Genomic DNA, 26538 nt, shown 5'->3' with positions numbered 1-26538 from the left:
CGCTGGAAAAGGCGCGGAGTCTAACCGGGTAGAGAGTTTGTATCCACGCCTGGCGACAGAGCTGGGGAGCGGCGCATCCATGCGCCTGCGGATGTCAGAAGCTGTATTTGGCGGTCAGCATGAAGTTGCGTGGGTCGCCAAAGGTGTCGCCACCGTAGTCCACCGATTCGGAAATCGACGAGTAGTAATGCTTGTCGAACACGTTGTTGGCGTTGAGCTGCAGGTCCAGCTGCGGGCTGACCTGGTAGCCGGCCATCAGGTCGGTAACCGCATAGGCGCCCTGGATCAAGCGGTAGCTGCTGCCATCGGCCAGGGCGATGTCGTTGTACATGCGGCTCTGCCAGGTGACGCCGCCACCCACGCGCAGTTTTTCCAGCGGGCCCTGGAAGCGGTACGTGGTGTACAGCTTGAACTGATGCTCGGGGGTGTCGGAGTTGAGCGGTTTGTTGATGTTCTGCGGGTTGTTCTGGTCCTTGACGGTGTGGACGCGGGCATAGGTATAGCCACCACCGATTTGCCACTGCTCGGTCAGCGCCCCCTGCAGTTCGAAGTCGATGCCCTGGCTGCGCACCTCGCCGGAGGCCTGGTAGCAGCTCAGTTGCGGGCAGTCCGGCAGTTTCACCTCGACCTGGCGGTTTTCCTGGTCGATGCGGAACACGGCCAGGCTGGCGTTCAGTGCGCCGTCGAAGTACTCGCCCTTGATGCCGACCTCGTAGTTCTTGCCGACGATCGGCGTTACCGGTTTGCCGGAGCCGTCGCGCCCGTCCTGCGGGGTGAAGATGTCGGTGTAGCTGACGTAGACCGAGTGGTGGTCATCCAGGTCGTAGATCAGGCCGCCGTAGCGGGTGACCTTGCGGGTGACCTTGTAGTCGCCGGCGTCGTTGTCGCGCTGGTCGTAGTCGTACCAGTCCAGGCGCCCGCCGAGGATCAGCTTGAGCGGGTCGGCCAGGCTCAGGCGGGTGGTGCTGTAGACGCCTTCCTGATTGATCAGGTAGCGGTTGTTGCTGGTGTGTACGAAGCCGGGCTTGCCGCCCCCCAGGGGGTAGTCGGTGTTGTACGGGCTGTAGTTGTCCTGGTTCATGTCGTAGAGGCGCTTGCTGGCGCCGACCACCAGTTCGTGGGTACGGCCCAGAGCCTGGAACGGGCCGCTGGCGAAGGCATCCAGACCCAGCTGGTTCTCGTCGTGTTTCGACTGGTAGACCGTCCGGCTCAGGGTCTTGGCGGCGTTCCAGCGCGACTGGTACGAGCCGCGGAACAGCGCGTCCTGCTCGCTGTAGTTGGCGTTGACCTGCAGCTTCCAGTCGTTGGCCAGGCGGTGGCGCACTTCGGCGAACAGGGTGTTGATCTCCTGGTCCTTGTTCTCCCAGTCGGTGCCCGGGTTGTACGAGCGCGACACGTCCAGGTGATGGCCGCCGAGGTCGGTGGGGATGGCGCCCCAGAAGAAGTTGGTCTTGTCCTTCTGGTGGGAGAAACCGAGGGTGAGGGTGGTGTCTTCGCTCAGGTCGGCTTCGGTGATGGCGTAGAACAGGCCGTGATCTTCTTCCTGGCCATCGCGAAAGCCGTTGGCGTCGCGGTATGAGGTGACCACTCGGCCGCGCAGGGTGCCGCTGTCGTTGAGCGGGCTGGAGGCGTCGAGCTCGCCGCGGTAGTTGTCCCAGCTGCCGGCGGCACCGGTCAGGGTGACTTTCTGCTCGGCCAATGGGCGCTTGCGCACCAGGTTGATGGCGGCCGAGGGGGTGCCGGCGCCGGTGACCAGGCCGGTGGAGCCGCGCACCACTTCCACCCGGTCGAACATCGCCAGGTTAGGCTGGGCGCCGACCACCCAGCCGGTGTACGCGCTGGGGATGCCGTCGTACATGATGTTGTCGACGTCAAAGCCACGGGCGGTGTAGGTCTGGCGGCCCGGGCCGTTGGACTGGTTGAGGAACAGGCCCGGCGTGTACTTGGCCACATCGTTGATGCTGGTCATGGCCTGGTCGTCCATGCGCTGGCGCGTGATCACGGTCACCGACTGGGGTGTTTCGCGCATGGTCAGCGGCAGCTTTGTAGCCGTGGACATGGCTCCGGTGGTGTACGACTGCGAACCTTCGGTGGTGCTGCCCAGACGGCTGTCGTTGATGGCCGTGGCGCCCAGTTCGAGCACGGCCGGTGCATCGGTTTGCGGCGGTTCGGCGGCGACGGCGAGGGGCAGGGAGGCCATGCAGACAGCCATGGCCAGCAGGTTGCGCGTGGGCGTGAAGCGGCGGGGCAAGCGAAGCGGAGACATGCCGGGCTTTATCCTTACTGCTAGTACGTATGAGAATGATTAGCAATAAGTCTGTCAGGATTCCTCGCCTGGTCATAGCCCGGCCGGATATAAATTTGACGTATTTTTCACAATTGCCATTCGGGCGAATGGTTTTTGCAGGGCTAACGCACGCTGCTCAAGCCTCGGAGGTAGGCGACCTGACAGGCCGTGCGGGGCTGGCGCTGATCTGTTTGCCACGCTGTTGCGCCACTTCCCGTGCCTGGCCATCCCGCTGCTTGCCGTGGCGCGCCTGGCCCACCAGTTGCGGAATCAGCGGCCCTTCCGGCAGGTGGCGCCAGAACCGCCCGGGCAGATGCTGGCGCAAGGCGTCGGGGTTGAGCCGGGCCGGGTTGAAGGTGTGGCGGTAATAGGTCAGCCACAGCTCGGCGTCGGGGTCTTCGGCAGTGCGCGCCCACTGCTGCCAGGCTTCGGGGCAGCGCCGCTGGTATTCGAGCGACGCACCGTCGTAGCGCACGCCGTCGCGGGGCGTGGCGATCAGCCAGCGCTGGCGCCCCAGGCGCTCGGCAAAGTGGCCGCTGGCACTGTCGAGGATGTCGTGGGCCGGTTCGTGGTAGGCCACCAGGTCCAGCTGCAGGTGTTCGGCCAGCGCCGCAGGCAGTGGCACGAAGCGCACGAAGGCATGCAGGTGGTGGGCTTCGCGGCCGACCTGCTTGATGCGCCGTTGCAGCTCGCTGCCCAGGCGGTCGCCGGCGAGCATGGCGGTGCGGTCGCCGTGGGCGACGCGCCAGAGCACTTCGTACAGCAGGTTCCAGCGCTGTTCACCGCGGTAGCGCCCGGCCTGCTCCAATTGGGCCAGCAAGGCCGCCGGCACCCGGGCATGGAAGGGGCCTGGGCCTTCGGGCAGCGCCTCCGGGACGGCCAGCAGGTCGTCCATCGGGCCCTGGCTCCAAGTGACTTCGGCCGGGTCGATACCGTGGCCGAGCAGGCGCCTGGCCTGGTCGCGCCAGGTGGCGAAGCAGTCGTCGCAATCGAGCGCGATCACCCCCACAACCCCATCTGCACGGGGGCCTGGGGTTCGCGCAGGCGCTCGCGCAACAGCCCGCTGCGCAGTTCGGCCTGGGCCGGTCGGTAGTCGCTGGTGACAATGAACGGGCGGGCTTTTTCCAGCACGCAGCGCAGCTGAATCAGGTCGTCGTAGCGGATCCGCCGTTCGCGACGCAGGGCCACCATGCGTTGCACGCTGCGCAGGCCGATGCCGGGGATGCGCGCCAGCAGCGCCGGTTCTGCGCGGTTGACGTCGAGCGGAAACACCTCGCGGTTGGCCAGCGCCCAGGCCAGTTTCGGGTCGATGTCCAGCGCCAGGTTGCCACTTGCGCCCAGCAGCTCGCCGGCCTTGTAGCCATAGCCGCGCAACAGGAAGTCGGCCTGGTACAGGCGGTGCTCGCGCAGCAGTGGCGGGGCCGCCAGGGGCACGCTGGCGGGGCTGTCGGGGATCGGGCTGAAGGCCGAGTAGTACACGCGCTTGAGGCCGTAGCCCTGGTACAGCGATTCGGCGTTGCGCAGCAGGGTGCTGTCGTCGGTGGCGTCGGCGCCGACGATCACCTGGGTGCTCTGCCCGGCGGGGGTGAAGCGCGGCGCCCGAGGCTCGTTGGCCACCGCTTGCTGGCCCTGGTGGATCACGCCCATGGCCAGGCGGATGGTGCTGGCCTGCTTCTCCGGGGCCAGGCGCTGGAGGCTGGCATCGGTGGGCAGTTCGATATTGACGCTGAGCCGGTCGGCCAGGCGCCCGGCCTCCTCGATCAGCAGCGGGTCGGCATCCGGGATGGTCTTGAGGTGGATGTAGCCACGGAAGTTGTGCTCTTCGCGCAGCAGGCGCGCCACCCGGATCAATTGCTCCATGGTGTAGTCGGCCGAGCGGATGATCCCGGAGCTCAGGAACAGCCCGCTGATGCAGTTGCGCCGGTAAAAATCGAGGGTCAGGCGCACCACTTCCTCAGGGCTGAAGCGTGCCCGCGGCACGTTGCTGGAACGGCGGTTGACGCAGTATTGGCAGTCGTACAGGCAGAAGTTGGTCAGCAGCACCTTGAGCAGCGACACGCAGCGCCCGTCGGGGGTGAAGCTGTGGCAGATGCCTGTTCCGTCGGTGGCGCCCAGCCCATCACGGCCACGCGAACCGCGCTTGGGCGCGCCGCTGCTGGCGCAGGAAGCGTCGTATTTGGCGGCGTCGGCGAGGATGCCGAGTTTGGCGATCAGTTGCATGCACATGCCTTATGAGTGCTGTTCATGCATACAGTATTGATAGGGCGTCGAGAAGACAAGTGTCGTGAATACGCCGCGGTGTTTTCAGTGCAGTTCGCGCTGTACAACGCGCAGGAACGCCGTCGCCATTTCATCGATACTCAGCGCCGACGATGAGAATGCAACCTTGTCTGCCAGGCTGTGGCTGTAACGGGCAACTTCCGGGTGCTGCACGTCGTGCCAGATGGGCAAGACCACTTTCTCGCCGGACATGGAGCGGTTGACCAGGGCGTCAAGCTCGTACTGGGTCCATTGTTTGGCAAAGAACGAAGGAGAGAGCACCACGATGCCAAACCGCGAATTACCCAGGCCATGGTCGATGGACCGGCGCAGGCTGTCGCCGATCTCCAGCGTGAACTCGTCGTACCATACTCGCAGGCCCAGTGCCTGCAACGCGTTGACCAGGGGGCGGACGAAGGCTTCCTTGTCTTCGCTGGCGTGGGAAATGAAAAGATCGTAGGTGTCGGTTCTTGGCATTTGCTCGATTACCTGTGTCTGGTAGGAGATAGCATGGTTGTACACCGCCTGGAGCTTGGCCCATTCGACTTCGGCCAGGCGTTCGTTGGCGCTGTAGAAGACTTCGTGCATGGAAATATCCAGGTCGCAGAGGAAGAACACGAAGCGGTTCTCCCGTTTGGCGGCGTTCTGCTCGACCCATTTCCACTCAAAGTGCGAAATGATGCTGACCGGGCGTTGCATACACTGCGCTGTGCCGAAGTTACCGATGCGGATCGTGGCCTCAGACAGGTTGAATGCCAGGTACGTTTTGCCTTTGCCATTGAAGATGTACTCGAAACCTTGCTGGCGCAGGGCGAGCAACCCCTGCTTGCGTCGCCGATGATCGATCACCGAGGCCACCACCAGGAACGCAATCAGCACCATGAATAGCGGGATCCATAAAATGTCCATCAATGCATGTCCTTGTCCATGGCCTGTGCTGTGGTCTTCAAAGCCATCAAGCATCGTGGAAGCATCTCGTACTTTGCAACAGAACTTGCCTCAACATCGCGGCTTTCCCTACCCGAGCAGCCCAGTCAGCTAAGCTTGCTGCCGAATGCACTGGTCATGGGCCATGTTGGGCGCATGGGCAGGTGGGCACGGGTAGGCATCGGAGCGGGACGCACTGCGACTCGCGGGAGCGACCATGAAAATCACCAAGAGAAGCAGATGGGGGCTGGCCGGCCTCATCGTTGTACTGGGCCTGGCTAGCGCCCAGGCGGCGGACACGAAGAAGGTCGATGTGATGCTGGTGGGCGGCGGCATCATGAGTTCCACCCTCGCCGTGTGGCTCAACGAGCTGGAGCCTGGCTGGTCGATGGAAATGGTCGAGCGCCTGGACAAGGTAGCCGAAGAAAGCTCCAACGGCTGGAACAACGCCGGCACCGGGCACTCGGCCCTGGCCGAGCTCAACTACACGCCGGAGAAGGACGGCAAGATCGACATCAGCAAGGCGGTGGAGATCAACGAATCGTTCCAGATCACCCGGCAGTTCCTCGCCTGGCAGGTGAAGCAGGGGGTGCTGAAGAACCCACGCTCGTTCATCAACACCACCCCGCACATGAGTTTCGTCTGGGGCGATGACAACATCCGCTTCCTGCGCAAACGCTATGAGGCGCTGCAGGCCAGCCCGCTGTTCAAGCCCATGCAGTATTCCGAAGACCACGCGCAGATCGCCAAGTGGGTGCCGCTGATGATGGAAGGGCGCGACCCCAACCAGAAGCTCGCGGTGACCTGGACGCCGATCGGCACCGACGTCAACTTTGGCGAGATCACCCGCCAGTACGTGGGCTACCTGCAGACCCGGCCGAACTTCGACCTCAAGCTGTCCACCGAGGTCGAGAACATCACCCGTAACGACGATGGCAGCTGGCACGTCGAGTACAAGAGCCTCAAGGATGGCAGCACCGCCGCCACCGACGCCAAGTTCCTGTTCATCGGTGCCGGCGGCGCCGCGCTGCCGTTGCTGCAGAAGTCCGGCATCGACGAGGCCAAGGACTATGCCGGCTTCCCGGTGGGTGGCTCGTTCCTGGTCACCGACAACCCGGCCATCGCTCAACGCCACATGGCCAAGGCTTACGGCATCGCCGCCACCGGTGCGCCACCGATGTCGGTGCCGCACCTGGATACCCGGGTGCTCGATGGCAAGCGGATGATCCTGTTCGGGCCGTTCGCCACCTTCTCCACCAAATTCCTCAAGCAGGGTTCGCTGCTGGACCTGCTGGGCAGCACCACGATCCATAACACCTGGCCCATGGTGCGGGTCGGGGTGCGCGAGTTCGACCTGGTGCAGTACCTGGTCGGCCAGGTGCTGCAGTCCGACGATGATCGCTTTGCCGCGCTGCAGACCTATTTCCCCGAGGCCAAGCCTGCGGACTGGCGCCTGTGGCAGGCCGGGCAGCGGGTGCAGATCATCAAGAAGGACGAGAACCAGGGTGGCGTGCTCAAGTTGGGTACCGAGATCGTCACTTCCAAGGACGGCAGCATCGCCGGGCTGCTGGGCGCCTCGCCGGGGGCCTCGACCGCGCCACCGATCATGCTCGACCTGCTGGGCAAGGTGTTCAAGGACAAGCTGGCCACGCCCGAATGGCAGGCCAAGGTCAGGCAGATCATCCCGTCGTATGGCATCCGCCTGAACGAACACCCGGACAAGGTGCAGGAGGAGTGGGACTACACCAGTGCAGTGCTGCAGCTGGCGCCGGCCAGTGAGGTTGCCGCGCCCTGACTCAGCCTTGCGACCGCTTTGCGGTCTTTTCGCTGGCAAGCCAGCTCCCACCTCGACCGCGCTGAGCTCAAGCCATGCGCAATCGGAGTGGGAGCCGGCTTGCCGGCGATGGGCCGTAGCGCATCCAGCAGTATTACGCACCCACCTGCGCCGCCACCTCTCGCACCTGCTGACGGAACCAGCGCCGCAACGGATCGGCATGGGTTCGTTCATGCCAGATCTGCATCACCTCCACCTGTGGCAGCGTCAGCGGCAGCGGGTGGATGCACAGTTCGGCGTCGCGCTCCAGCGCATCGACGGCCAGGGAGCGCAGGCAAGTCAGCAACAGGTCGGTGCCACTGACCAGTCGCGTCGGGGCGATGAAACTGGACAGCCCGGCGACAATCCGCCGCTCATGGCCCAGGGCGCGCAAGGCGCGGTCGACACGGCCGTCGAGGTCGCCGGTCAGGGTGGTGATCAGGTGCTCGCAGGCCACGAAGGCCTCAAGGCTCAAGCCGTCGGTCAGCCTTGGGTTGCCCCGTGAAGCCAGCACCACGAAGTCTTCGCCATGCAACCGTTGCTGGTGAAAGGTGTCTGGCAGGCCGGTGTAGAAACCGGCGATGGCCAGGTCGCAGGTGCCTTTCTCCAGCGCCTCGCGGGGCAATTCGCCACGGGTGTTGTGGGTGACCAGGGTGAGGTTTGGTGCCTGGCTGCGCAGGATCGGCAGCAACCTGGGCAGCAGCGTCTGCTCGAGGTAGTCGGTGCTGTACAGGTGCAGGCGGGCAGGGCGGGCGAGGAAGTTTTCGCCATCGCAGCGCTCGAAGAAGCTTTGCAGTTGACCAATCAACACCTGCACCTGCGGCGCCAGTTCATGGGCTCGAGGCGTAGGCGTGAGCCCGCGTGGCGCGCGGACGAACAGCGGGTCGCCGAACTGGTGGCGCAACTTGTTCAGCTTGTGGCTCAGCGCCGGCTGGCTGAGGGCCATGCGCTCGGCGGCGCGGGAGGCGTTGCGTTCCTCGTAGAGCACCTGGAACAGGTGCAGCAGGTTGAGGTCTTTGTTGGTGATATTCATATTTTGAATCGCAGCAATAAAAGCTTTCGAATTATCGAATCCTAACGCGATGGCTAGCATGGGCCCAGTCAATTCGAACCTGCACGGAACATACCCATGTCCATCGCCATTTTCGCCACGATCCACCCCAGCCCCGAGCACTATCAGGCAGCCGCCCAGGCCCTGCAGCTGATGGTTGAACACAGCCGTGCCGAGCCCGGCAACCTGCGCTACGACCTGTTTGTCCGCGAGGGTGAGCCCTTGGCGTTCGAGCTGTTCGAGCTGTACGTCGATGAGGCTGCGGTCGAGGCGCATCGCAACAGCGCTCATTACCAGGCCTACCGCGCCGCCACTGGCGCGTGGCTGGCCGCGCCGACCCGGGTCCAACTGGCCCGCCCACTGAACCTCGCACCCTTCAACTGATCAGGACATCTGCATGAAAATCTTCACACCCATCGCCCTGGCCAGCGCACTGGTGGCCGGTGCTGCCGTCGCCGCGCCCAAGGGCGAAGTGCTGGTGCTGCTGTCCAGCGAACACCAGCTGGCGCTCCAGGATGGCAAGCAATACGCCACGGGCTATTACCTCAACGAATTCGGCGTGCCTGCCGACCAGTTGCTCAAGGCGGGCTACGCGCTGGTGCTGGTCACGCCCAAGGGCAATGCGCCGCAGGTGGATGAGCGCTCGATCGACCCGATGTATTTCGGCGGCGACAAGGCCGAGATGCAGCGCATCCAGCAGGTGGTCGAGGGCTTGCCGGGCATCCATGACACGCTGTCGGTCAAGGAAGTGCTGGCCGGTGACCTTGATCGCTACGCCGGGATCTTCATCCCGGGCGGCCATGCACCGCTGATCGACCTGGCCAACAACCCAGAGGTCGGTGCCTTGCTGCGCCATTTCCATCAGGCCGGCAAGCCCACTGCCGCCATCTGCCATGGCCCGATCACGCTGCTGTCGGCCCAGCAGGACCCGGCGGCCTATCGCGCCGCCCTGGCCCGTGGCGAAACCCCGGCGGCCAGCGACTGGAGCTATCAGGGCTACCGCATGACCATCTTCTCCGACCCCGAGGAGCAGGTGTTCGAAGGTTCACTCAAGGGTGAGCGCCTGCAGTTCTACCCGGCCAAGGCCATGGCCGGCGCGGGTGGCAGCATGAGCTATGCCGAGGCCTGGCAGCCGCATGTTGTGGTCGATCGCGAACTGATCACCGGGCAGAACCCGTTCTCCGACAAGGCCTTGGCCAAGGCGCTGCTGGAGCAGTTGGCGCGAGCCCGGAAGTAACGGTGCTCGAAGCGCTGAGGCCGGCGCACCGGTGGTTGCTCAGCGCTTGGCTGGCCTGGTCAGGGCATCCACCATCAGCACCGCTGCGCCGGCCATGATGGCGATATCCGCCAGGTTGAACACGCCGGTGTGCAGCGTGCCGATGTTGAGCACCAGGTAGTCGACCACATGCCCCTCGCGAAACACCCGGTCGATCAAGTTGGACAGCCCGCCCACGGCGATGAACCAGGCGGCGAAGGCCTTGATCGGCGCCGCCTGCCAGTGCCTGAACGCCCAGACGCTGGCCCAGCAGCACACCGCGCCCACGGCGACCACGAAGATCAGTTGCTTGAGCAGCGCCGGCATGCCGGCACCCAGGCTGAGGAAGGCGCCGGGGTTGAGGCTCAGGGCCAGATCGAGCCAGATGCTCTGGTTACCCAGGACATAACTGTGGTTATCGAGGGCTACCAGGGCGATCAGCTTCACCCACTGGTCAATGATGATGAAGGCAACGCCCAGGACAAGGACGAGGGTACGGCTGGAGAACATGGTGGCAATTCCTTTGCTGCACGGGTGCGGCCGTCCGGTAGTGGCGGGTGTGCCGGCAGCGCGGCGAAGATAGCGCAGGCGGGTCTAGACTTAAAGCCCGGGCCCGGTTCTGCTGTGGGCCTATCATCGATCCGACCACCGCCCCGGACCGGACTTCGTCGACGGTGGCCTTCTGAGCAGAGGAGGTCAGGTCATGGACGAGGCAAGGCTTCACGAATTCATGGGCAAGCTGGTGGGCGACATGGGCGCCGCGGCGACCCTGGCCAACGTGGTGCTGGGCGACGAGCTCGGCCTGTACCGGGCGATGGCCGACAGCCAGCCGGTCAGCCCCGAGGTGCTTGCCGAGCGCACCGGGTGCCAGCCCCGGCTGGTGCGCGAATGGCTCAATGGCCAGGCCGCGGCGGGTTACGTGGTGCACGATCAAGGCAATTTCACCCTGCCCGAAGAGCAGGCCATGACCCTGGCGCTGGAAGACTCGCCGGCCTACATGGCCGGCGGCGCGGCGGTGCTGGCGGCGCTGTTCCACGACAAGGACAAGCTGGTGAAGGCCATGCGCGGCGATGGCGCGCTGGCCTGGGGTGACCACCACCCGTGCATGTTCAGTGGCACCGAACGGTTTTTCCGCCCGGGCTATCGCACCTTCCTGGTGGCCGATTGGCTGCCGGCGCTGGAAGGCGTGGTCAGCAAGCTGCAGGCCGGCGCGCAGGTGGCGGATGTGGGCTGCGGTCACGGTGCCTCCACCATTGTCATGGCCCAGGCGTTTCCACAGTCGCATTTTGTCGGCTATGACTATCACGCGCCTTCGGTGGCCACCGCCACCGAACGGGCACGGGATGCCGGAGTGGGCGGGCAGGTGAGCTTCCAGCAGGCGTCGGCAAAGGACTACCCCGGCCACGATCTGGACCTGGTGTGCTTCTTCGATTGCCTGCATGACATGGGCGACCCGGTCGGTGCTGCGCGGCATGCCTACAGGGCGTTGAAGGATGACGGTACGGTGATGCTGGTCGAGCCGTTCGCCGAGGACAGCCTGGATGCCAATATCAACCCGGTGGGGCGCTTGTTCTATGCCGCGTCGACATTCATCTGCACGCCCAATTCACTGTCGCAGGAGGTTGGGCTGGGGCTGGGGGCGCAGGCGGGGGAGGCACGCTTGCGGGCGGTGTTCGAGGAAGCGGGGTTCAGCAGGTTCCGGCGGGCGACGCAGACACCGTTCAACCTGATTCTGGAGGCACGCAAATAGCCTGATGCATGAGGCCGGAGCACGGTGAGTCGGTATAGGCCGTCGTACTGTGCTCCGGAGAAATGCGAGGTGTATCAGTTGTTTATTGGCTGATAAAAATTACCAATATGTGGCATGAGATAGTGTTCGATGTTGCTGCTGAGGCGTTGTTGATCGAAATGTGATCGCGTGCGTCTGGCGCTCTCCAATTGCTGTTTCAAGGCGTATAGCCATGGACGCTCCGCACCTAGGTCTATGGTTGAGAAATTGTAGCGTCGTGAGAATGCTGTCAATACGGTGATTTGTTGCTCGTTGGGAAGAGAAAGAAGCGTTTCAGTGAAGGCGAGAGGGTTAATTGTTGTCAATGCCTGGGTGGGAACATGGTCGTCGCTATTGGCACTGGCAAAGGAGATTTTCCACACGTAGCGGTCGGAGTCCGTCCGCATATCTGTTAATAATGCCTCGGTGATCTGTTGATAGGAGTCGTTTATGATGCGTCCAGTCAAATCTTTATAGTAGTCAAAAAACGCCCTGCACTCTTTGGATTCCGCGTCATTCCGGGAATAGTTGTGGAAGCGGCCGTTGAAAAAGCTGTACTGCCGATCTGTCAGGTGGAACTCGCTCAAGGGCGATAGACGTCGTTTTTCGTATTGGTGGTCAAGGTATGCCTTGCCCTGCTCAATGACGTTATCGGGGGTGTCTTCGATAAATCGCTGCTTGGCTAGCCAGACGCGGGTGCTGAAACTGGACAGGATGTCGTCGATACTTGTGAAGGTGAATTTCTGATACTCGATGTTGAATTTGGCGAGGGCGATCTGGAATTTTTCCTCGCTTCGGCTGAATGCATTGGATAGGGTTTCAAGTGCTGTTTCGGAGTCTTCGCGGAAGAAGCGTGACTGAGTGATGGAATGTTCGATCTCTGCTGGCTTGAAGAGGCCCTTCGCTAGCGTGTTGGCAAGGTCCTGATTGCTGAGTATCCGGTCACGTAGATTAAAGCCGGCGTACTGCTTCTCTAGTTTTTCGAAACCGGTCAGTTCTTCTCCGTCAGCGAGTGCTCGGGCGAATTTTTTCAAAGGGGAGTCTTGTGGCCGTGACTGAATATCCTGCTCGCTCAAATGACCGGCCTTGAAGGCAAAGGAAAGCGGGAAGAAGAGCTCCAGGCAATGCTGCAGCACGCCGGAATGATTCTGGTGCGCCGGACTAAGCGTGTTGAATAGGCGTTCGAAATCCCAGAGGGATTGCTGCAGTATGCGCAAGCTACTGATGCCGGAAAGCTTATAAAGCTGCTTGATTTGTGCGGACTGCGGTGTGATGAAGTCTTTGAAATGCGGTGTCTCGTGATCTGAAATGAATGAGGCCAAGGCATCATTCAGGGGGGAGGACACAGAAAGTGTCTTGCCAATTAGTTTTTCCCGGTATCTGAGATATTTTTCGTTCTTGCCAAATTCCTGCTCATTGGCAATTATGATGACTCTCTTGTTTTCGTGTTCGACGAACTGGTTTATGTAGCCAAGCACTTTTTCCGGTGCGAGGCCGCAACGCTCCAAGTCATCAAATATGTAAATTGGCCTCTTGTATCTGTTGAACAGTAGCTTGCGGCCAAGGTCAGTCTGCAGATTGAAGTAAGCCAGCGTTGATTTTCCCAGGCTTTCGATAGCCTTTACAAGGCTGCCGTCGAGAACCGGGTGGACGTCGGTAATAATGAGTTCATCGATTTCGCTGAATGAGTTCAGCCCGTAAAGACTTACGTAGGCGTAGGTTTCGCTTGAGTGTTTGCTAAGGTAGGTGCGCAGTAGGTGAGTCTTGCCTATGCCCCAGTCGCCATTGAGCATGACAGCGAAGCGCGGATTGGAGTGTGCTAGATAGTAGTCTAGATATTCTGTGATGTGAGTGTTTATAGATTTCGTTGTGTTTTCCATGCGCAAGATACTCCTGTATGTCGAACACAAGAGTTTATATGCGGGTCAAACGGTATGGCAAACTGGCTGGTGTTTACCGATGGCGGGAGTATGGAAGTAGATGCGCCCCTGAAGGGCGCATCTGGTCTCGAATGATCAGGCGTCCCAGGGACGGTCGCCTTTCTCATCCTTGACGCGGGTCGGCAGGCCCATCACGTCCAGCGCCTTGAGGAACGGCTCGGCCGGCAGTTCCTCGACGTTGACCATGCGGCCGGCGTCCCACTCGCCACGGGCGACCAGCAGGGCAGCAGCCACTGGCGGCACGCCGGCGGTGTACGAGATGCCCTGGCTGTCGGTCTCGGCGTAGGCTTCTTCGTGGTCAGCCACGTTGTAGATGAACACTTCGCGCGGCTGGCCGTCCTTGGTGCCCTTGACCAGGTCACCGATGCAGGTCTTGCCGGTGTAGCCCGGGGCCAGCGAGGCCGGGTCGGGCAGCACGGCCTTGACCACTTTGAGCGGCACCACTTCCAGGCCTTCGGCGGTTTTCACCAGTTGCTCGCTGAGCAGGCCCAGGTTCTTCAGTACGGTGAACACATTGATGTAGTGCTCGCCGAAGCTCATCCAGAAGCGCACGTTCGGTACGTTCAGGTTCTTCGAGATCGAGTGCACTTCGTCGTGGCCGGTGAGGTACAGGTTCTGCGAACCCACCACCGGCAAGTCGTCGGTGCGCTTGACCTCGAACATGGTGTTGCTGGTCCACTGGCTGTTCTGCCAGCTCCATACTTGCCCGGTGAACTCGCGGAAGTTGATTTCCGGGTCGAAGTTGGTGGCGAAGTACTTGCCGTGGGAACCGGCATTGACGTCGAGGATGTCGATCGAATCAATGCGGTCGAAATACTGTTGCTGCGCAAGTTTTGCGTAGCTGTTCACCACACCCGGGTCGAAGCCGACACCAAGAATGGCGGTAATGTTCTTCTGCTGGCATTCCTCGAGGTGTTTCCACTCGTAGTTGCCATACCAGGGCGGGGTTTCGCAGATTTTGCCCGGTTCTTCGTGAATCGCGGTGTCCAGGTAGGCGACACCGGTATCGATGCAGGCACGCAGCACCGACATGTTGAGGAAGGCGGAACCGACGTTGATCACGATCTGCGATTCGGTCTCGCGGATCAGTGCCTTGGTCGCCTCGACATCGAGGGCGTTGAGCGAGAAGGCCTGGATGTCGGCGGGTACCTTGAGGCTACCCTTGGCCTTGACGCTGTCGATGATGGCCTGGCATTTGGAGATGTTCCGTGACGCAATCGCAATACGACCCAGTTCGTCGTTATGCTGTGCGCACTTGTGGGCCACCACCTTGGCGACACCTCCTGCACCAATGATAAGAACGTTCTTCTTCAATTCAGCTGCTCTCCTTCATGAAAGCCCGTCTTACGACAGGCTCGAAACGTAGTCTTCGAAACCGAACTCGCGCACTACCTCGACGCTGCCGTCGAGTTGCTTGACCGCGATGGACGGCATCTTCAAACCGTTGAACCAGTTTTTCTTGACCATGGTGTAGCCCGCCGTGTCGACGAACGACAGGCGATCGCCAATGGCCAGTGGCTTGTCGAATTGGTACTCGCCGAAGATGTCACCGGCCAGGCACGACTTGCCGCAGACCATGTAGGTGTGCGCGCCATCGTTGGGGGCCATCTTGGCGTTGAGGCGGTAGATCAGCAGGTCGAGCAGGTGCGCTTCGATCGAGCTGTCGACCACGGCCAGGTGCTTGCCGTTGTACAGGGTGTCGAGCACGGTCACTTCCAGCGAGGCGCTGTTGGTGATGGCCGCTTCGCCTGGCTCCAGGTACACCTGCACGCCGTAGGTTTGCGAGAACTGCTTCAGGCGCGCGCAGAAGGCGTCCACCGCGTAATCTTCGCCGGTGAAGTGGATGCCGCCACCGAGGCTGACCCATTCGACCTTGTGCAGCAGGTGGCCGAAGCGCTCCTCGATGTGGCTGAGCATCTTGTCGAACAGGCCGAAGTCGCCGTTCTCGCAGTTGTTGTGGAACATGAAGCCGGAGATCTTCTCGATCACCTTCTCGATCTTCTCAGGGTCCCACTCGCCCAGGCGGCTGAACGGGCGCGCCGGGTCGGCCAGCAGGTAGTCGGAGCTGCTCACCTGCGGGTTGACGCGCAGGCCGCGCACCTTGCCTTCGGATTGCTCGGCGAAGCGCTCGAGCTGGCCGATGGAGTTGAAGATGATCTTGTCGCAGTTTTCGAGCATCTCTTCGACTTCATCGTCGGCCCAGGCCACGCTGTAGGCGTGGGTTTCGCCGGCGAACTTCTGGCGGCCGAGCTTGAGCTCGAACAGCGAGGACGAAGTGGTACCGTCCATGTACTGCTGCATCAGGTCGAACACCGACCAGGTGGCGAAGCACTTGAGGGCAAGCAGGGCCTTGGCACCGGAGTGTTCGCGCACGTAGGCGATCTTCTCCATGTTGCTCAGCAGCTTGGTTTTATCGATGAGGTAGTACGGCGTCTTGATCATTTAAAGGCCCCCGGCCAGGCCGGCCAAAAAAAGGACACGCATTGTGCCTTCACTTGCCACAGTTCGAAAGGGCGCAAGGTGCTTTTCGTCCGAGTCGCCGCTCATTGCCTATACAAAGCGCCATCATGCGGTGGCCCGGGGCCCACTGCAGGGGAGCGCTTGGGGTGCAACGGCCCTATTGAAACAGACGAATATGACCATCCTGATCAAAGGCCGGTAGCGAGGCGCGGGCAATGAAAGTTGGCGTTATTTCCGATACCCATGGTTTGCTGCGCCCCGAAGCGCTGGCGGCGCTCGAGGGCTGCGCGCTGATCGTGCACGCCGGTGACATCGGCAAGCCACAGGTGCTTGAGGCGCTTGCGGCGCTGGCACCGCTACGCGTGGTGCGTGGCAACAATGACGTGGCGTTGCCCTGGGCCCAGGGTTTGCCGGACGTGGACAGGTTCGAGGTGCAAGGCTGGCAGGTACTGCTGGTACACGATCTGGCCGATGTGCCGGCGCACCTGGACGAGGGCGTGCAGTGGGTGATCACCGGACATTCGCACAAACCGCTGATCGAACAGCGGGACGGCTGTCTGTATCTCAACCCGGGCAGCGCCGGGCCGCGGCGGTTCAGCCTGCCGGTGACCCTCGCGCTGATCGAGGTCGGTGCGGATGGGGTGATGCCTGAGATAATCCCTTTGCTCACCCCGGCTTCGATCAAGGCAGGTCAGGCCAGCAAGTCCTCGTGAAACGCGCCGTAGGGCAACTCGGGGTGGGCGATCTGGACTTCCAGGATCCACAAGCCTGCGCCCGGCTGCCCGTCGAAAGCGCCCAGGTCACCGGCCCGGTAGATGGCATGGGGGAAGTCGCTGACGCGGTGGCCCTTGATTTCCAGGTTCAGCTTCCAGCCCATTTCCCGGGCGCGCTTGGCGGCAAAATCGTACAGCTCGATGCCCGTCACCCCCTGGCTGCGCCAGTGCGCCTGGACCTCGTCGAACAGGGTTTTCACCGCTGCGGCGCAGGCGATCTTCTGTGGGTCGTTGCCGGTGACGAAGGTGGTGCCGGCATCGCCCTCATGGCCTTCCCAGACCACGCCCATGTCGATGAAATAGATGTCGTCCGCGCCCAGCACAGGGTCACCCTCGGAGCGCTGCTTGAAGGTCTTCAGGGTGTTGGCGCCGAAACGGATGTGGGTGGGGTGCCAGATCCGCTGCATGCCCAAGGCTTCCAGCACTTGCTGGCCCAGTGCGCGGGCCTCGGATTCGCGCATGCCGGGGCGGATGCCCTGGGCGATGCGCTCGACGGCCTGCCAAGTCATGCGCTGGGCATGTTTCATCAGGTCCAGCTGATAGGGGGCACCCACAGCTTCCTTTGCAGTGTTGGTGGCAGTCATGCCGGTACTCCTCATCAGGGTGTATTTCGTTATGATTTTTTTATATAGCGATCAACTTCGGCACCTTAGCCTCCGGGCGCAGGCCGCGCAGGAACAGGTCGGCCAGCGCCTGGGTCGACGCCCGCGTCGGCTTGAGCTGCGCCGAGCTGCCGGGCGCCTCGCCGAAACGGAAACTGGCCAGGGGCGTGGACCAGAGGAACAGTAGCAGATGCTCCGGCGCGGTCCGGGCAATCAGGCCGCGCTCCATCCACTGCGCAAGGCAGGCGAGGTTCTGCCGGGCGCTGTGGCGCAGGGCCTCGCTGCGCTCGCCAGGCAGGCGCTGGCCGCCGTGGAGCATTTCCTTGAGCCAGACCCGCGTGGCATGGGGGTGCTGGCGGGCGACCTCGGCCTTGGCCTTGAAGTAGCGGGGCAGGGCGTGCTCTGGATGGGCCTCGGCCGCAAGGCTGCGCGAAGCGAGCAGCAAGGGCTCCATCACCAGGTCCAGCACGGCGGTGTAGAGCTGCTGCTTCTTGCGAAAGTAGTAGAAGACATTGGCCCTGGGCAGGCCGGCGCGGGTGGCGATGGCCTCGACCCGGGCGGCGGCGAAGCCGTGTTGGGCGAACTCTTCGCTGGCAGCTTCGAGGATCAGTTGCAGGTTGCGGTCACGGATACTGGACATGGCTGAGGCAGGACTTCTGAATCGCTATGTTGAAAAGTATATAGCGATACCCGGTTGGCCTGCCATGGGCTTGTACCCGCGAGCAGGGCCTAGGCCACCTGTTCCAGCCAGGCGCGGATCTGCTCCAGTGTTGCGGTCGCGCCACCGCAGACGATCACCAGCACATTGCCGTAGGCCTGGAACACCTCTGGCCGCTGCAGCAACGCCAGCGCCGCACCGCAGGCCGGTTCGACCAGCACCCGGTGATCGCGCAGCAGCCTTTCGCAGGCTTGCAAAGCTTCGCGGTCGCTGACCAGGTGGCTATTCACGGTGTGGCTACGGCTGCAGGCCAGCGCCTGCTCGGCAACCCGCTTGGCCCCCAGCGAGGTGGCCACCGACTGGATGCCCGGCAGCTCCACGGTATGCCCGGCAGCCATGGCCGCATGCAGCGATGCCGCGCCGTCGGTCTCCACCGCCAGCACCGGCACGTCGTGCCAGCCATTGCGTTGCAGGCCTTCGACCACACCGCTGAGCAGCCCGCCGCCACCGACCGAGAGCACCACGGCATCGGGCTTGAAGCCCGTCGCCGCCACTTCGTCGACCATGCTGGCATGGCCGGCCCACAGCAGCGGGTCGTCGAAGGGGTGGATGAATGCATCGTCCGGCCCCAGCAGCGTCTGGGCATGGGCGTTGGCCTCCTGCCACGAACTGCCGTGCACCACGACCTTGGCGTCTTCGAGCAGCAAAAGCTCCTTGGCCCGCTCGGTGGTGGTTTCGGGTACCACCACGGTCACCGGCAGCCCCAGCTTGCGCCCGGCATAGGCCACCGCCAGCCCGGCATTGCCGCCCGACGACGAGACGAAATGTTGCGCGCCACGGGCCCGGTGTATTTCACAGGCATGCCCGACCCCGCGCAGCTTGAACGAGCCGCAGGGTTGCAGGGCCTCGAGCTTGAGCCACACCGGGCGGCCGGCACTCAGCGAAAGGGGGCGGGATTCGATCAGCGGGGTTTGGATGTGCAGTGGCATGGGAACTCCAGATTGTTAGTCGCGGGCAGCCGGCGCGTGCTCGCCGCGCAGCTGCTCCAGGTAGTTGTAGATGGTGTAGCGGGTCACGCCGAGGGCCTCGGCGGCCTTCTCCACACCGCCCTTGACGATGAACAGCCCGCGTTCCTGCATCACCCGCACCGCCTCGACCTTGGCCTGCTTGTTCATCCGGCCCTGGCCGCTGCGCTGCAGCGAGTCGTGAATGATCTCGGCCATCAGCACGGCCATGTCGGCGGGCTCGCTGCTCATGGCCGGGGCGGGCGTGGCGCCCAGTGGCTGGAAGTGCTGCAGGAAGGCCATGGCGGCATCGAGGCCGGTGACATCGGTGTTCACGCACAGGCTGGCAAACGGGTGCCCGCCGCTGTCGCGAAAGATCGCCGTGGCGCTGCGCAGGTTGCGGCCTTTGAGTGTGGTGGGGTAGTCGGGCAGTACCACAGGCGTGCAGCCTGGCTGGCCATTGGCAGCCTGCATCAAGGCCTTGAAGCCTTGGTCCTGTTCGGGGGCAGCGAGGATCGGGCTGCCGACCTGGCGCCCGGAGAGTTGGCCGTTGACGATGGCCACCACCGAGTGTTCGGGGTGGTCGAGGTCATGCAGGAGGATTTCGACGTTGCGCGGGACAACACTGCCCAAGGCCTGAAGGGTGGCCTTGAGTACGGTGAGGGTGAGCTGGCGCTCTTGGGAAGGCGTCATGGTGGCATCGCATTATCAACAGTTAGTTGATTTTTGCATGCCTTGTTGAATTATTCCAGCGGGGTAGAAAGCATCGCGGGGCAAGCCCGCTCCCACGAAGGTAATCTCGTGGGAGCGGGCTTGCCCCGCGATGTCAGTCGGTCAGGACAGCTTGGGCGTACGCGGCGGGATCATGCGGCGCGAGCCGGTCGCCTCGAAGGCAGCGGCGAATTTCAACAGATTGTTGTCGCTGTAGGCCTTGCCGGCGAAGGTCAGGCCTACCGGCATGCCGATATCGGCCATCACGCCCATGGGCACGGTCACGGTTGGCACGCCCAGGTGACGGATCGCCAGGTTGCCGTTGGCCACCCAGATACCGTTGCTCCAGGCGATATCCGCCGAGGCAGGGTTTACATCGGCATCGGCCGGGCCGACATCGGCCACGGTGGGGAACAGCACCGCGTCCAGGCCCTTGGCGTCCATCCAGTCTTCCAGGTCCTGCTTGCGGGTCTGCTCCAGGCCGCGCAGGCCATCCGGCACGGTGGCGATCTGGTCCCAGGTCTTCAGGCCGCGCTTGGCCATGTTGACGTACTCGTCCATGCCGGCGGCCAGGTCATCCTCACGGTTGGGCAGGGTGCCTGGGTCGTGGGGGAAGATCTGCGGGCCGTCGACGTCGGCCAAGCGGTTGAGCTTGGGATCGTTGTTTGCCCGCAGGAAGTCGTCGAAGGCCCAGCCGGACAGTTCCCACAGCTCGTCATGGAGGAATTCCTTGCTGACGATGCCGCGGTTGTACACGGTGGGTGCGCCGGGGCGATCACCCTCGCAGTTGGACACCAGTGGGAAGTCGGTTTCGACCACTTCGGCACCGGCCGCTTCCAGGGCCTGGCGCGCCTGCTTCCACAGCTCGATCACGCTGGCACGGGTGTTGATGCGCTGGCCGGTGGGGCCACCGATGCCCGGTTTCTCGGACGTGCCGGCCTCGGCGTCGGCGTTGATGTACATGCGCGGCACGGCGAAGCGCTTGCCCTTGAGCGAGGCTGCATCGGCCGCCAGCGCCAGGTACGAGGCCGGGCGCACGCTGGAGGCGGCGGGGATCGGCACCCATGGCTGCAGGCGCCACAGGTCGCCGCGCTTGTCGGCGTCGTCGGCCACCACCACGTCGAGGATTTCCAGCAGGTCGGCCATGGTGCGGGCATAAGGCACGACCACGTCCATGGTCGGGGTCAGCGGCCAGTTGCCGCGCACCGAGATCACCCCGCGCGACGGGGTGTAGGCGCACAGGCCATTGTTCGAGGCAGGGCCACGGCCACTGGACCAGGTCTCTTCGGCCAGGCCGAAGGCGCTGTAACTGGCGGCGGTGGCGGTACCGGCGCCGTTGGACGAGCCGGAGGCGAACGGCGCGGTCAGGTAGGCGGCGTTGTACGGGCTTTCGGCGCGGCCATACACACCGCGCTGCATGCCGCCGTTGGCCATCGGTGGCATGTTGGTCTTGCCCAGGCAGATGGCGCCGCCGGCGCGCAGGCGCTCGACGGTGAAGGCATCGCGCTGGGCGACCAGGTCCTTGAAGGCAGGGCTGCCAGAGGCGGCGGTCAGGCCTTTGACCAGGTAGCTGTCCTTGGCGGTGTAGGGGATGCCGTCCAGCGGGCCGAGGACTTCGCCACGGGCCCGGCGGGCATCGGAGGCTTCGGCCTCTTTCAGCGCTTCAGGGTTGCGCACCACCACGGCGTTGAGTGCGGTGGCGGTGTCCTTGCCGTCATAGGCGTCGATGCGCGCCAGATAGGCCTTGACCAGCTCGACCGCTGTCGTGCGGCCAGACTCGAGCGCGTCGCGCAGCTCGGCAATGGAAACCTCGGTTACCTCGATCATGCTGTCACCACAGTTGTGCAGGTGGAAAAATCATGGCGGCGAGTGTAGCAAGAAGGCTTTGCCGGAGCAGGCATGCAGTGGGGAAATGCTTCGTTGCGTCGCAGCATTGTGCTGGGCGTGGGTATTGCGCTGGTGCCATTCGCCGACAAGGCCGGCGAATGGCTCACTTCAGTTGCCCGGTCGCTTACAGCAGCTTGCGTTGCACCGCTTCGTCCAGGGTGCTGCGCGCCAGCTCGCGGACCACGTCGCGGGTGTCGGCCTGGAACGGCAGGCCGACGATCAGCACCAGTTGCATCCAGGTGCGCACCGACTCGCTCTTGCTGATACGCCCGACTTCCTTGCCTTCCTTGTCCTTGAACACGGTCTGCAGGGTGAAGGTGTTCTTCGCCGTGGACGGAATGATGAAGAAGGTGAAGCCAGTGATGAACGCCGAGGCCATGACGAACTGCTCATGGTTGGTCAGGGTCGATTCGGCGTACAGGTCCGATTCGACCTTGCGCGTGCTGACTTGGGTGAAACGGCCGGATTCCTGGTAGGTCTCGCTGATGGCCTTCTCCCACATCTGCGCGTGGGCGCCGGCGGCGGCAGTGGCCGGATTGTCGTTGACCTGGTACAGCGCGGTGGTGCGCAGGTAGGCGCTGGGCTTGGCCGCTTCGCTGCTGGCCGCAGGCGGCCAGGTGCCGACCGGGGCCAGGTCGCCGGTGGAGTAGGAGACGCAGCCGCCGAGCAGCAATGCGCCGAGCAGCAATCCTTGTTTAAGCACGTTCATGTATCGATTCCTGATTTAACGTTTTGCCAATTGCACGGTGGCGCTGTCCAGCAACTCGCCGACCAGCAGCGACAGCTGTTTGCCGCCCATGATGGTCGGTGCCCAGTAGTCGCCGCCGTACAGGCCGACGTTGTGCTTGAAGGTGATCTGGTCCTTGCTACGGGCCAGCTCGACGCCGTCGCGGTCGACGATCACCAGGTCGCCGGCCAGGTCGAAACTGTCCACGTAGATCGGGCCGTTGACCCAGATCCACAGGGTCAGGGTCAGCAGCGCACCGGGGAAATAGCCAGGGTGCGGCGCGCGACGGCCCTTGAGCGAGGTCAAGTCGAACTTCAGCACCACGTCCTGTTCGCCCAGGCGGGTGGGGTACTCGCTGACCGACTTGAAATAGCCGGCCTTGTCCACGTAGCGGTCGAGGTCTTTGGTCAGCGAGCGGCTGATGGCCTCGCGGGTAGCCTGGTCGAGGCCGGGGGCGGACACCGTGACATCGGCGACCTGTGCGGTGCGCGGGCTGGTGACGGCGACGGGGTGGACAGGGGCGTTGATGGGGCCGGTGACCTGGAAGGACACGCAGCCGCCCATCGACAGCATGGCCGCGAGGACGGTGCATTTAAGGAATTGCTTCAAGCCGGTAAATCCTTGTGCGAGAGAAAGGCTGAACAAGGATTACGGCTGCAAGGCGAGGAACTTTAGGGCAAAGTGCCACCATTGTATCCAGGCCGCCCAGCGTGGCTGAGCGGCCCTTTGTGATCAGCCCAGGTCGGCCGCCGAATGGCGCTCGGGAACCTGGCTCGCTTCATCGCCCCAGGTCCGATTCACCCGGGTGCCACGCTGTACTGCCGGGCGTTGCGCGATGGCTTCGGCCCAGCGTTGCACGTTGGGGTATTCGTGCACCGCAAGAAACTCCGCGGCGCCATACAGGTTGCCGCGTACCAGCTGGCCATACCACGGCCATACGGCGATGTCGGCGATGCTGTACTGGTCGCCACCCAGGTAGCTGCTTTCGGCCAGGCGACGGTCGAGCACGTCGAGTTGGCGCTTGGCTTCCATGGTGAAGCGGTTGATGGCGTACTCGAACTTCTCGGGCGCGTACACATAGAAGTGGCCGAAACCACCGCCCAGGTAGGGCGCCGAGCCCATCTGCCAGAACAGCCAGTTCAGGCTTTCGGTGCGACTGGCCGGATCCTTGGGCAGCAGGGCGCCGAATTTTTCGGCCAGGTACAGCAGGATCGAGCCAGACTCGAACACCCGTACCGGCGGTTCGACGCTGCGGTCGAGCAGGGCGGGGATCTTCGAGTTCGGGTTGACCCCGACGAAGCCGCTGCCGAACTGGTCGCCTTCGCCGATGCGGATCAGCCAGGCGTCGTATTCGGCGCCGGTATGCCCCAGGGCCAGCAATTCTTCGAGCAGGATGGTCACCTTGACGCCATTGGGGGTGGCCAGGGAATAGAGCTGCAGCGGGTGCAAGCCCTGCGGCAGCTGTTTGTCATGCGTCGGGCCGGCGATCGGGCGGTTGATGCTGGCGAACTGGCCGCCGGAAGGTGCCTCGTGGGTCCAGACCTTGGGCGGGACGTAGGGGTGCTTGCTCATGCGCGGAAACTCCTGGAAGGCTTGATCGAGCATCTATGCCATGGGTTCGGCGCGAGGGGCAAATGCATTGGATGCATAGCTGATATCAATGACCAGTGATTGACGCTGCCCTTTTGTAGGAGCGGCCTTGTGCCGCGAAAGGGGCGCGCAGCGCCCCCGGGATCGTAGACTGAGCTCAAGATTGCTGGGGCTGCTCTGCAGCCCTTTCGCGACACAAGGCCGCTCCTACAGTGACCGCGCTGGCTTTGGCTAGGCCACCGGGATCAGCGGATCAGCCGCCGCCAGCGCCGCCGCACGATCATCCGCAGCTGGTGGGTAGATCCAGATCGAGTTGATCTGGTGCTTGAGCACCTTGGCCTCGGCCTTGTCGGTCGGCGGCGACACCGTGCGCTCCCAGCCTTCGGTGTACACCGCGCCCCAGGCGCCGAGGTCCAGGCAGGTGACGTACTTGGGCTGGCTGTAGGTCATCGGCGCCACGCCGATCAGTTCGGCGGCGGCGTTGTTGCCGGCATAGCGGCCCAGCGGGATGGCGTGCTGGCAGGACATCACCGCATGGTTGCCGACCTCGTCGCACGCTGCGTAGGCCACGTCGCCCGCGGCGTACACCGCCTCATTGCCGATGACTTTGAGGTTGCCGTCGACGTGCAGGCGGCCCTGGCGGTCGCGTTCACCGCTGATCTGTTCGGTGAGTGGGTTGGCCTTGAATCCGACGGTCCAGATCACCGTGCTGGCGTCGATGCGCTGGCCGTTGTCGAGCATCACGCCGCCATCATCCACCGAGGCCACCGTGGCACCGCAGATCCATTCGATGCCCAGGTGCGCGCTGGCCTGCTCGATGGCCGGGCGGATGCCGTCACCCATTGCGGCGCCGATTGTCCGGCCGCGGTCGACCACGATCACCCGTGGTTTCACGCGATCACCCAGGATCTTGTGCAGGCGCGACGGCAGTTCGGTGGCGGTCTCGATACCGGTGAAGCCGCCGCCGGCCACCACCACGGTATTGCGTGCCGGGCTGTCTGGCCGGCCGGCGAGGGATTTCAGGTGTTGTTCAAGGCGCGACGCCGAGTCGATCTTGTCGACATCGAAGGCATGCTCGATACCGGCCATGTCGGGGCGGTTCAGCAGGCTGCCGCACGCCATGATCAGGCGGTCGTAGCTCAGTTTCGACTCGATGCCGCCGGGCGCGCGGTAGGTCACTTGACGGTTTTTTTCGTCGATGTGGCTGGCGCTGCCTTTGACGAAGCGCACATTGACCGCATCGAACAGCGCCTGCAGCGGCGCGGCCATGGTGTGCACTTCGGGTTCGTAGAAGCGCGGGCGCACATGCAGCTCGGCCTGGGGGGCGAGCACGGTGATGGCGACGTCGTCGCGCCCGTGCAGGTCAAGCTGGCGCGCGGCGCCCAGGGCGCTCCACAGCCCGGCGAAGCCTGCGCCAATGATCAGGATCTGTTTCATGAGGGTGCTCCTGGAGGTTCCGAATACCGCGGATAGTTGGAATTGTCGGTTCGGGCACGGCAGTGGGAAAAGGGTACGCCTGGTGCTGCTGGGTGGGGCCTGGTCCGACCTGTGGCCCATCGCGGGGCAAGCCCGCTCCCACGGCACTGTGGGAGCGGGCTTGCCCCGCGATGAGGATGGTTGACGCAGCAAGGATGCTAAGCGTGGCCGGCGTTGCGCCCTAGGCCAAAGAACCCTGGATTTCGGCCAGCGGCACGCTGCGGGCGAAGCGCGCGCGGTAGTCGCGCGGGGTGACTGCCAGGTGGCGCTGGAACGCCTGGCGCATGCGTTCCTCGCTGGCAAAGCCGCAGTGGCGGGCAATCTGCTCGATGTGCTGGGTGGAGTTCTCCAGCAGGCGGCGGGCGGCTTCCAGGCGGAACAGTTCGATGGCCTTGGCCGGGGTGCGGCCAGTCTTCTGTTTGTACACCCGGGTGAAGTTGCGCAGGCTCATGCGCGCCTGCTCGGCCAGGCGTTCGACACTCAGGCGGGGGTCGCCCAGGTGGTCGTTGAGCCACAGGTGCAGGGCGTCGAAGACGGCGCTGTCCTCACCCTGGGCCTTGAGCAACTCGCTGAATTGCGCCTGCCCGCCGGGGCGCTTGAGGAACACCACCAGCTCGCGCGCCACCTGCATGGCCACCTCGCGGCCGCAATCGGCCTCGACCAGGGCCAGGGCCAGGTCGATGCCGGCGCTTACCCCGGCGGAGGTCCACACCTGGTCCTGCTGCACGAAGATCGATTCGGCATCCACCTCGATGGCCGGGAAGCGCTGGTGCAGGGCGTCGCACATGGCCCAGTGGGTGGCCGCCCGGCGGCCGTCGAGCAGGCCGGCGGCGGCCAGCAGGAAGGTGCCGCTGCACACCGAGGCGGTGCGCCGGGCGCGGGCGGCGACCAGGCGCAGCCAGTCGACCAGTTCGCCGTGTTCGGGGAGGGTGCGGACGATCTCCGGGGCGCCCGGCACCACCAGTGTGTGCAGCGGTTCGTGCAACCAGGGCGGCAAAGGTTCGGTACCGACCGCCAACCCTTCTGCGGTGGGCACCAGACCACCGGTTAGGCTGGCGGTGACCACCCGGTAGCCGGGCAAGCCGCGTTCGGCGCGGGCTTTGGTTGCGGCCCAGAACACCGTCTGGGCGCCCGTCAGGTCGAGCAGGCCCATTTGCGGATAGGCAAGGAACAGCACGGTATGCGGCTGGTCGAGCGAATGCACGGGCGGCTCGGGGATTTGCGGGATATCGGTCATGGCATGCTGCTTTGGGCGGGGGCTTGCCCTAGTCGATCAGCTTGCGCGGTGATGTACAAGCACCGGCGGCCTCATCGCGGGGCAAGTCGCATCGGCGCACCGCCGCTCTGTGG

24 protein-coding genes are annotated in these 26538 nt (G+C 63.7%); 5 read left to right on the top strand and 19 right to left on the bottom strand.

Annotated features, from left to right (window positions below):
• Window positions 1–94 precede the first annotated feature (94 nt).
• The 4 genes from EJA05_RS18200 to EJA05_RS18185 all read right to left on the bottom strand — a co-directional run bounded on the left by EJA05_RS18200 (window position 95) and on the right by EJA05_RS18185 (window position 5455).
• Complete coding sequence (locus EJA05_RS18200; protein WP_125859310.1) at window positions 95–2266, bottom strand: TonB-dependent siderophore receptor; 2172 nt, start codon at window positions 2264–2266, stop codon at window positions 95–97.
• A 157-nt stretch (window positions 2267–2423) separates the two neighbouring features.
• On the bottom strand, window positions 2424–3296 hold the full coding sequence (locus EJA05_RS18195; RefSeq protein ID WP_125859309.1) for a TIGR03915 family putative DNA repair protein: 873 nt from the start codon (window positions 3294–3296) through the stop codon (window positions 2424–2426).
• The gene (locus EJA05_RS18190; RefSeq protein ID WP_125859308.1) at window positions 3287–4507 is read right to left on the bottom strand and encodes a putative DNA modification/repair radical SAM protein; all 1221 of its coding nucleotides are present in this window, start codon (window positions 4505–4507) and stop codon (window positions 3287–3289) included. The genes EJA05_RS18195 and EJA05_RS18190 overlap by 10 nt, the downstream gene beginning before the upstream one ends.
• Window positions 4508–4591: 84 nt before the next feature.
• A complete protein-coding gene (locus tag EJA05_RS18185) occupies window positions 4592–5455 on the bottom strand; it encodes a toll/interleukin-1 receptor domain-containing protein (protein WP_125859307.1) in 864 nt (287 codons plus the stop codon).
• A gap of 235 nt (window positions 5456–5690) precedes the next feature.
• Here EJA05_RS18185 and mqo point away from each other — a divergent pair, with 235 nt between their 5' ends.
• On the top strand, window positions 5691–7268 hold the full coding sequence (gene mqo / locus EJA05_RS18180; protein ID WP_125859306.1) for a malate dehydrogenase (quinone): 1578 nt from the start codon (window positions 5691–5693) through the stop codon (window positions 7266–7268).
• A gap of 133 nt (window positions 7269–7401) precedes the next feature.
• Here the strand turns inward: mqo and EJA05_RS18175 are convergent, their stop codons facing one another.
• Window positions 7402–8319 carry a LysR family transcriptional regulator gene (locus EJA05_RS18175; protein ID WP_125859305.1) on the bottom strand — a complete coding sequence of 306 codons (918 nt, stop codon included), beginning with the start codon at window positions 8317–8319 and terminating at the stop codon, window positions 7402–7404.
• Between the two features lie 96 nt (window positions 8320–8415).
• Here EJA05_RS18175 and EJA05_RS18170 point away from each other — a divergent pair, with 96 nt between their 5' ends.
• On the top strand, window positions 8416–8721 hold the full coding sequence (locus EJA05_RS18170; protein ID WP_125464695.1) for a putative quinol monooxygenase: 306 nt from the start codon (window positions 8416–8418) through the stop codon (window positions 8719–8721).
• Window positions 8722–8734: 13 nt separating this feature from the next.
• Window positions 8735–9574 (top strand): type 1 glutamine amidotransferase domain-containing protein, encoded by an 840-nt coding sequence (locus EJA05_RS18165; RefSeq protein WP_125859304.1) that lies wholly within the window; start codon window positions 8735–8737, stop codon window positions 9572–9574.
• Between the two features lie 39 nt (window positions 9575–9613).
• On the opposite strand, the gene EJA05_RS18160 is transcribed toward EJA05_RS18165, so the two are convergent.
• Complete coding sequence (locus EJA05_RS18160; protein ID WP_125464693.1) at window positions 9614–10102, bottom strand: signal peptidase II; 489 nt, start codon at window positions 10100–10102, stop codon at window positions 9614–9616.
• A gap of 193 nt (window positions 10103–10295) precedes the next feature.
• Here EJA05_RS18160 and EJA05_RS18155 point away from each other — a divergent pair, with 193 nt between their 5' ends.
• Window positions 10296–11342 carry a class I SAM-dependent methyltransferase gene (locus tag EJA05_RS18155; RefSeq protein WP_125859303.1) on the top strand — a complete coding sequence of 349 codons (1047 nt, stop codon included), beginning with the start codon at window positions 10296–10298 and terminating at the stop codon, window positions 11340–11342.
• A gap of 74 nt (window positions 11343–11416) precedes the next feature.
• On the opposite strand, the gene EJA05_RS18150 is transcribed toward EJA05_RS18155, so the two are convergent.
• The 3 genes from EJA05_RS18150 to EJA05_RS18140 all read right to left on the bottom strand — a co-directional run bounded on the left by EJA05_RS18150 (window position 11417) and on the right by EJA05_RS18140 (window position 15742).
• Window positions 11417–13240, bottom strand: a complete 1824-nt coding sequence (locus EJA05_RS18150; RefSeq protein WP_125859302.1) for a P-loop NTPase fold protein — start codon at window positions 13238–13240, stop codon at window positions 11417–11419.
• Window positions 13241–13375: 135 nt separating this feature from the next.
• Entirely contained in the window at window positions 13376–14614 is a 1239-nt protein-coding gene (locus tag EJA05_RS18145) for a saccharopine dehydrogenase family protein (RefSeq protein ID WP_125859301.1), read from the bottom strand.
• Between the two features lie 30 nt (window positions 14615–14644).
• Window positions 14645–15742 (bottom strand): carboxynorspermidine decarboxylase, encoded by a 1098-nt coding sequence (locus EJA05_RS18140; protein WP_125464690.1) that lies wholly within the window; start codon window positions 15740–15742, stop codon window positions 14645–14647.
• Between the two features lie 233 nt (window positions 15743–15975).
• Here EJA05_RS18140 and EJA05_RS18135 point away from each other — a divergent pair, with 233 nt between their 5' ends.
• Window positions 15976–16473 (top strand): metallophosphoesterase family protein, encoded by a 498-nt coding sequence (locus tag EJA05_RS18135; RefSeq protein WP_125859300.1) that lies wholly within the window; start codon window positions 15976–15978, stop codon window positions 16471–16473.
• On the opposite strand, the gene EJA05_RS18130 is transcribed toward EJA05_RS18135, so the two are convergent.
• The 10 genes from EJA05_RS18130 to EJA05_RS18085 form a co-directional block, all read right to left on the bottom strand.
• On the bottom strand, window positions 16452–17117 hold the full coding sequence (locus EJA05_RS18130; protein WP_125859299.1) for a M24 family metallopeptidase: 666 nt from the start codon (window positions 17115–17117) through the stop codon (window positions 16452–16454). The two genes, EJA05_RS18135 and EJA05_RS18130, sit on opposite strands and share 22 nt — an antisense overlap.
• Before the next feature lie 40 nt (window positions 17118–17157).
• A complete protein-coding gene (locus EJA05_RS18125) occupies window positions 17158–17775 on the bottom strand; it encodes a TetR family transcriptional regulator C-terminal domain-containing protein (protein WP_125859298.1) in 618 nt (205 codons plus the stop codon).
• Between the two features lie 89 nt (window positions 17776–17864).
• The gene (locus EJA05_RS18120; protein WP_125859297.1) at window positions 17865–18782 is read right to left on the bottom strand and encodes a pyridoxal-phosphate dependent enzyme; all 918 of its coding nucleotides are present in this window, start codon (window positions 18780–18782) and stop codon (window positions 17865–17867) included.
• A gap of 15 nt (window positions 18783–18797) precedes the next feature.
• Window positions 18798–19490: a helix-turn-helix transcriptional regulator gene (locus EJA05_RS18115; protein ID WP_125859296.1), complete on the bottom strand. Its 693-nt coding sequence runs from the start codon at window positions 19488–19490 to the stop codon at window positions 18798–18800.
• Window positions 19491–19631: 141 nt separating this feature from the next.
• Window positions 19632–21335 (bottom strand): amidase, encoded by a 1704-nt coding sequence (locus EJA05_RS18110; protein ID WP_125859295.1) that lies wholly within the window; start codon window positions 21333–21335, stop codon window positions 19632–19634.
• 184 nt (window positions 21336–21519) lie between these two features.
• Window positions 21520–22104, bottom strand: a complete 585-nt coding sequence (locus EJA05_RS18105) for a hypothetical protein (RefSeq protein ID WP_125464682.1) — start codon at window positions 22102–22104, stop codon at window positions 21520–21522.
• Window positions 22105–22119: 15 nt separating this feature from the next.
• The gene (locus tag EJA05_RS18100; protein ID WP_125861355.1) at window positions 22120–22695 is read right to left on the bottom strand and encodes a hypothetical protein; all 576 of its coding nucleotides are present in this window, start codon (window positions 22693–22695) and stop codon (window positions 22120–22122) included.
• Window positions 22696–22854: 159 nt separating this feature from the next.
• On the bottom strand, window positions 22855–23694 hold the full coding sequence (gene yghU, locus EJA05_RS18095; protein ID WP_125859294.1) for a glutathione-dependent disulfide-bond oxidoreductase: 840 nt from the start codon (window positions 23692–23694) through the stop codon (window positions 22855–22857).
• 249 nt (window positions 23695–23943) lie between these two features.
• Window positions 23944–25149 (bottom strand): NAD(P)/FAD-dependent oxidoreductase, encoded by a 1206-nt coding sequence (locus tag EJA05_RS18090; protein WP_125859293.1) that lies wholly within the window; start codon window positions 25147–25149, stop codon window positions 23944–23946.
• A 220-nt stretch (window positions 25150–25369) separates the two neighbouring features.
• The gene (locus EJA05_RS18085) at window positions 25370–26425 is read right to left on the bottom strand and encodes a GlxA family transcriptional regulator (RefSeq protein ID WP_125859292.1); all 1056 of its coding nucleotides are present in this window, start codon (window positions 26423–26425) and stop codon (window positions 25370–25372) included.
• Window positions 26426–26538 lie beyond the last annotated feature (113 nt).

Origin of the sequence: Pseudomonas oryziphila (assembly GCF_003940825.1) — a bacterium.
Lineage (GTDB): Bacteria > Pseudomonadota > Gammaproteobacteria > Pseudomonadales > Pseudomonadaceae > Aquipseudomonas > Aquipseudomonas sichuanensis.
Note: the sequence above shows the minus strand (reverse complement) of the source record. Positions and strands in the feature narration are given on the sequence as shown.

What these genes read in the sequence shown, in the direction of transcription:
- EJA05_RS18200 (WP_125859310.1), bottom strand. Translation starts at nt 2,266, where the DNA reads ATGTCTCCGCTTCGCTTGCCCCGCCGCTTCACGCCCACGCGCAACCTG.
- EJA05_RS18190 (WP_125859308.1), bottom strand. Translation starts at nt 4,507, where the DNA reads ATGCAACTGATCGCCAAACTCGGCATCCTCGCCGACGCCGCCAAATAC.
- EJA05_RS18185 (WP_125859307.1), bottom strand. Translation starts at nt 5,455, where the DNA reads ATGGACATTTTATGGATCCCGCTATTCATGGTGCTGATTGCGTTCCTG.
- mqo (WP_125859306.1), top strand. Translation starts at nt 5,691, where the DNA reads ATGAAAATCACCAAGAGAAGCAGATGGGGGCTGGCCGGCCTCATCGTT.
- EJA05_RS18175 (WP_125859305.1), bottom strand. Translation starts at nt 8,319, where the DNA reads ATGAATATCACCAACAAAGACCTCAACCTGCTGCACCTGTTCCAGGTG.
- EJA05_RS18170 (WP_125464695.1), top strand. Translation starts at nt 8,416, where the DNA reads ATGTCCATCGCCATTTTCGCCACGATCCACCCCAGCCCCGAGCACTAT.
- EJA05_RS18165 (WP_125859304.1), top strand. Translation starts at nt 8,735, where the DNA reads ATGAAAATCTTCACACCCATCGCCCTGGCCAGCGCACTGGTGGCCGGT.
- EJA05_RS18160 (WP_125464693.1), bottom strand. Translation starts at nt 10,102, where the DNA reads ATGTTCTCCAGCCGTACCCTCGTCCTTGTCCTGGGCGTTGCCTTCATC.
- EJA05_RS18155 (WP_125859303.1), top strand. Translation starts at nt 10,296, where the DNA reads ATGGACGAGGCAAGGCTTCACGAATTCATGGGCAAGCTGGTGGGCGAC.
- EJA05_RS18150 (WP_125859302.1), bottom strand. Translation starts at nt 13,240, where the DNA reads ATGGAAAACACAACGAAATCTATAAACACTCACATCACAGAATATCTA.
- EJA05_RS18140 (WP_125464690.1), bottom strand. Translation starts at nt 15,742, where the DNA reads ATGATCAAGACGCCGTACTACCTCATCGATAAAACCAAGCTGCTGAGC.
- EJA05_RS18135 (WP_125859300.1), top strand. Translation starts at nt 15,976, where the DNA reads ATGAAAGTTGGCGTTATTTCCGATACCCATGGTTTGCTGCGCCCCGAA.
- EJA05_RS18130 (WP_125859299.1), bottom strand. Translation starts at nt 17,117, where the DNA reads ATGACTGCCACCAACACTGCAAAGGAAGCTGTGGGTGCCCCCTATCAG.
- EJA05_RS18125 (WP_125859298.1), bottom strand. Translation starts at nt 17,775, where the DNA reads ATGTCCAGTATCCGTGACCGCAACCTGCAACTGATCCTCGAAGCTGCC.
- EJA05_RS18120 (WP_125859297.1), bottom strand. Translation starts at nt 18,782, where the DNA reads ATGCCACTGCACATCCAAACCCCGCTGATCGAATCCCGCCCCCTTTCG.
- EJA05_RS18115 (WP_125859296.1), bottom strand. Translation starts at nt 19,490, where the DNA reads ATGACGCCTTCCCAAGAGCGCCAGCTCACCCTCACCGTACTCAAGGCC.
- EJA05_RS18110 (WP_125859295.1), bottom strand. Translation starts at nt 21,335, where the DNA reads ATGATCGAGGTAACCGAGGTTTCCATTGCCGAGCTGCGCGACGCGCTC.
- EJA05_RS18105 (WP_125464682.1), bottom strand. Translation starts at nt 22,104, where the DNA reads ATGAACGTGCTTAAACAAGGATTGCTGCTCGGCGCATTGCTGCTCGGC.
- EJA05_RS18100 (WP_125861355.1), bottom strand. Translation starts at nt 22,695, where the DNA reads ATGCTGTCGATGGGCGGCTGCGTGTCCTTCCAGGTCACCGGCCCCATC.
- yghU (WP_125859294.1), bottom strand. Translation starts at nt 23,694, where the DNA reads ATGAGCAAGCACCCCTACGTCCCGCCCAAGGTCTGGACCCACGAGGCA.
- EJA05_RS18090 (WP_125859293.1), bottom strand. Translation starts at nt 25,149, where the DNA reads ATGAAACAGATCCTGATCATTGGCGCAGGCTTCGCCGGGCTGTGGAGC.
- EJA05_RS18085 (WP_125859292.1), bottom strand. Translation starts at nt 26,425, where the DNA reads ATGACCGATATCCCGCAAATCCCCGAGCCGCCCGTGCATTCGCTCGAC.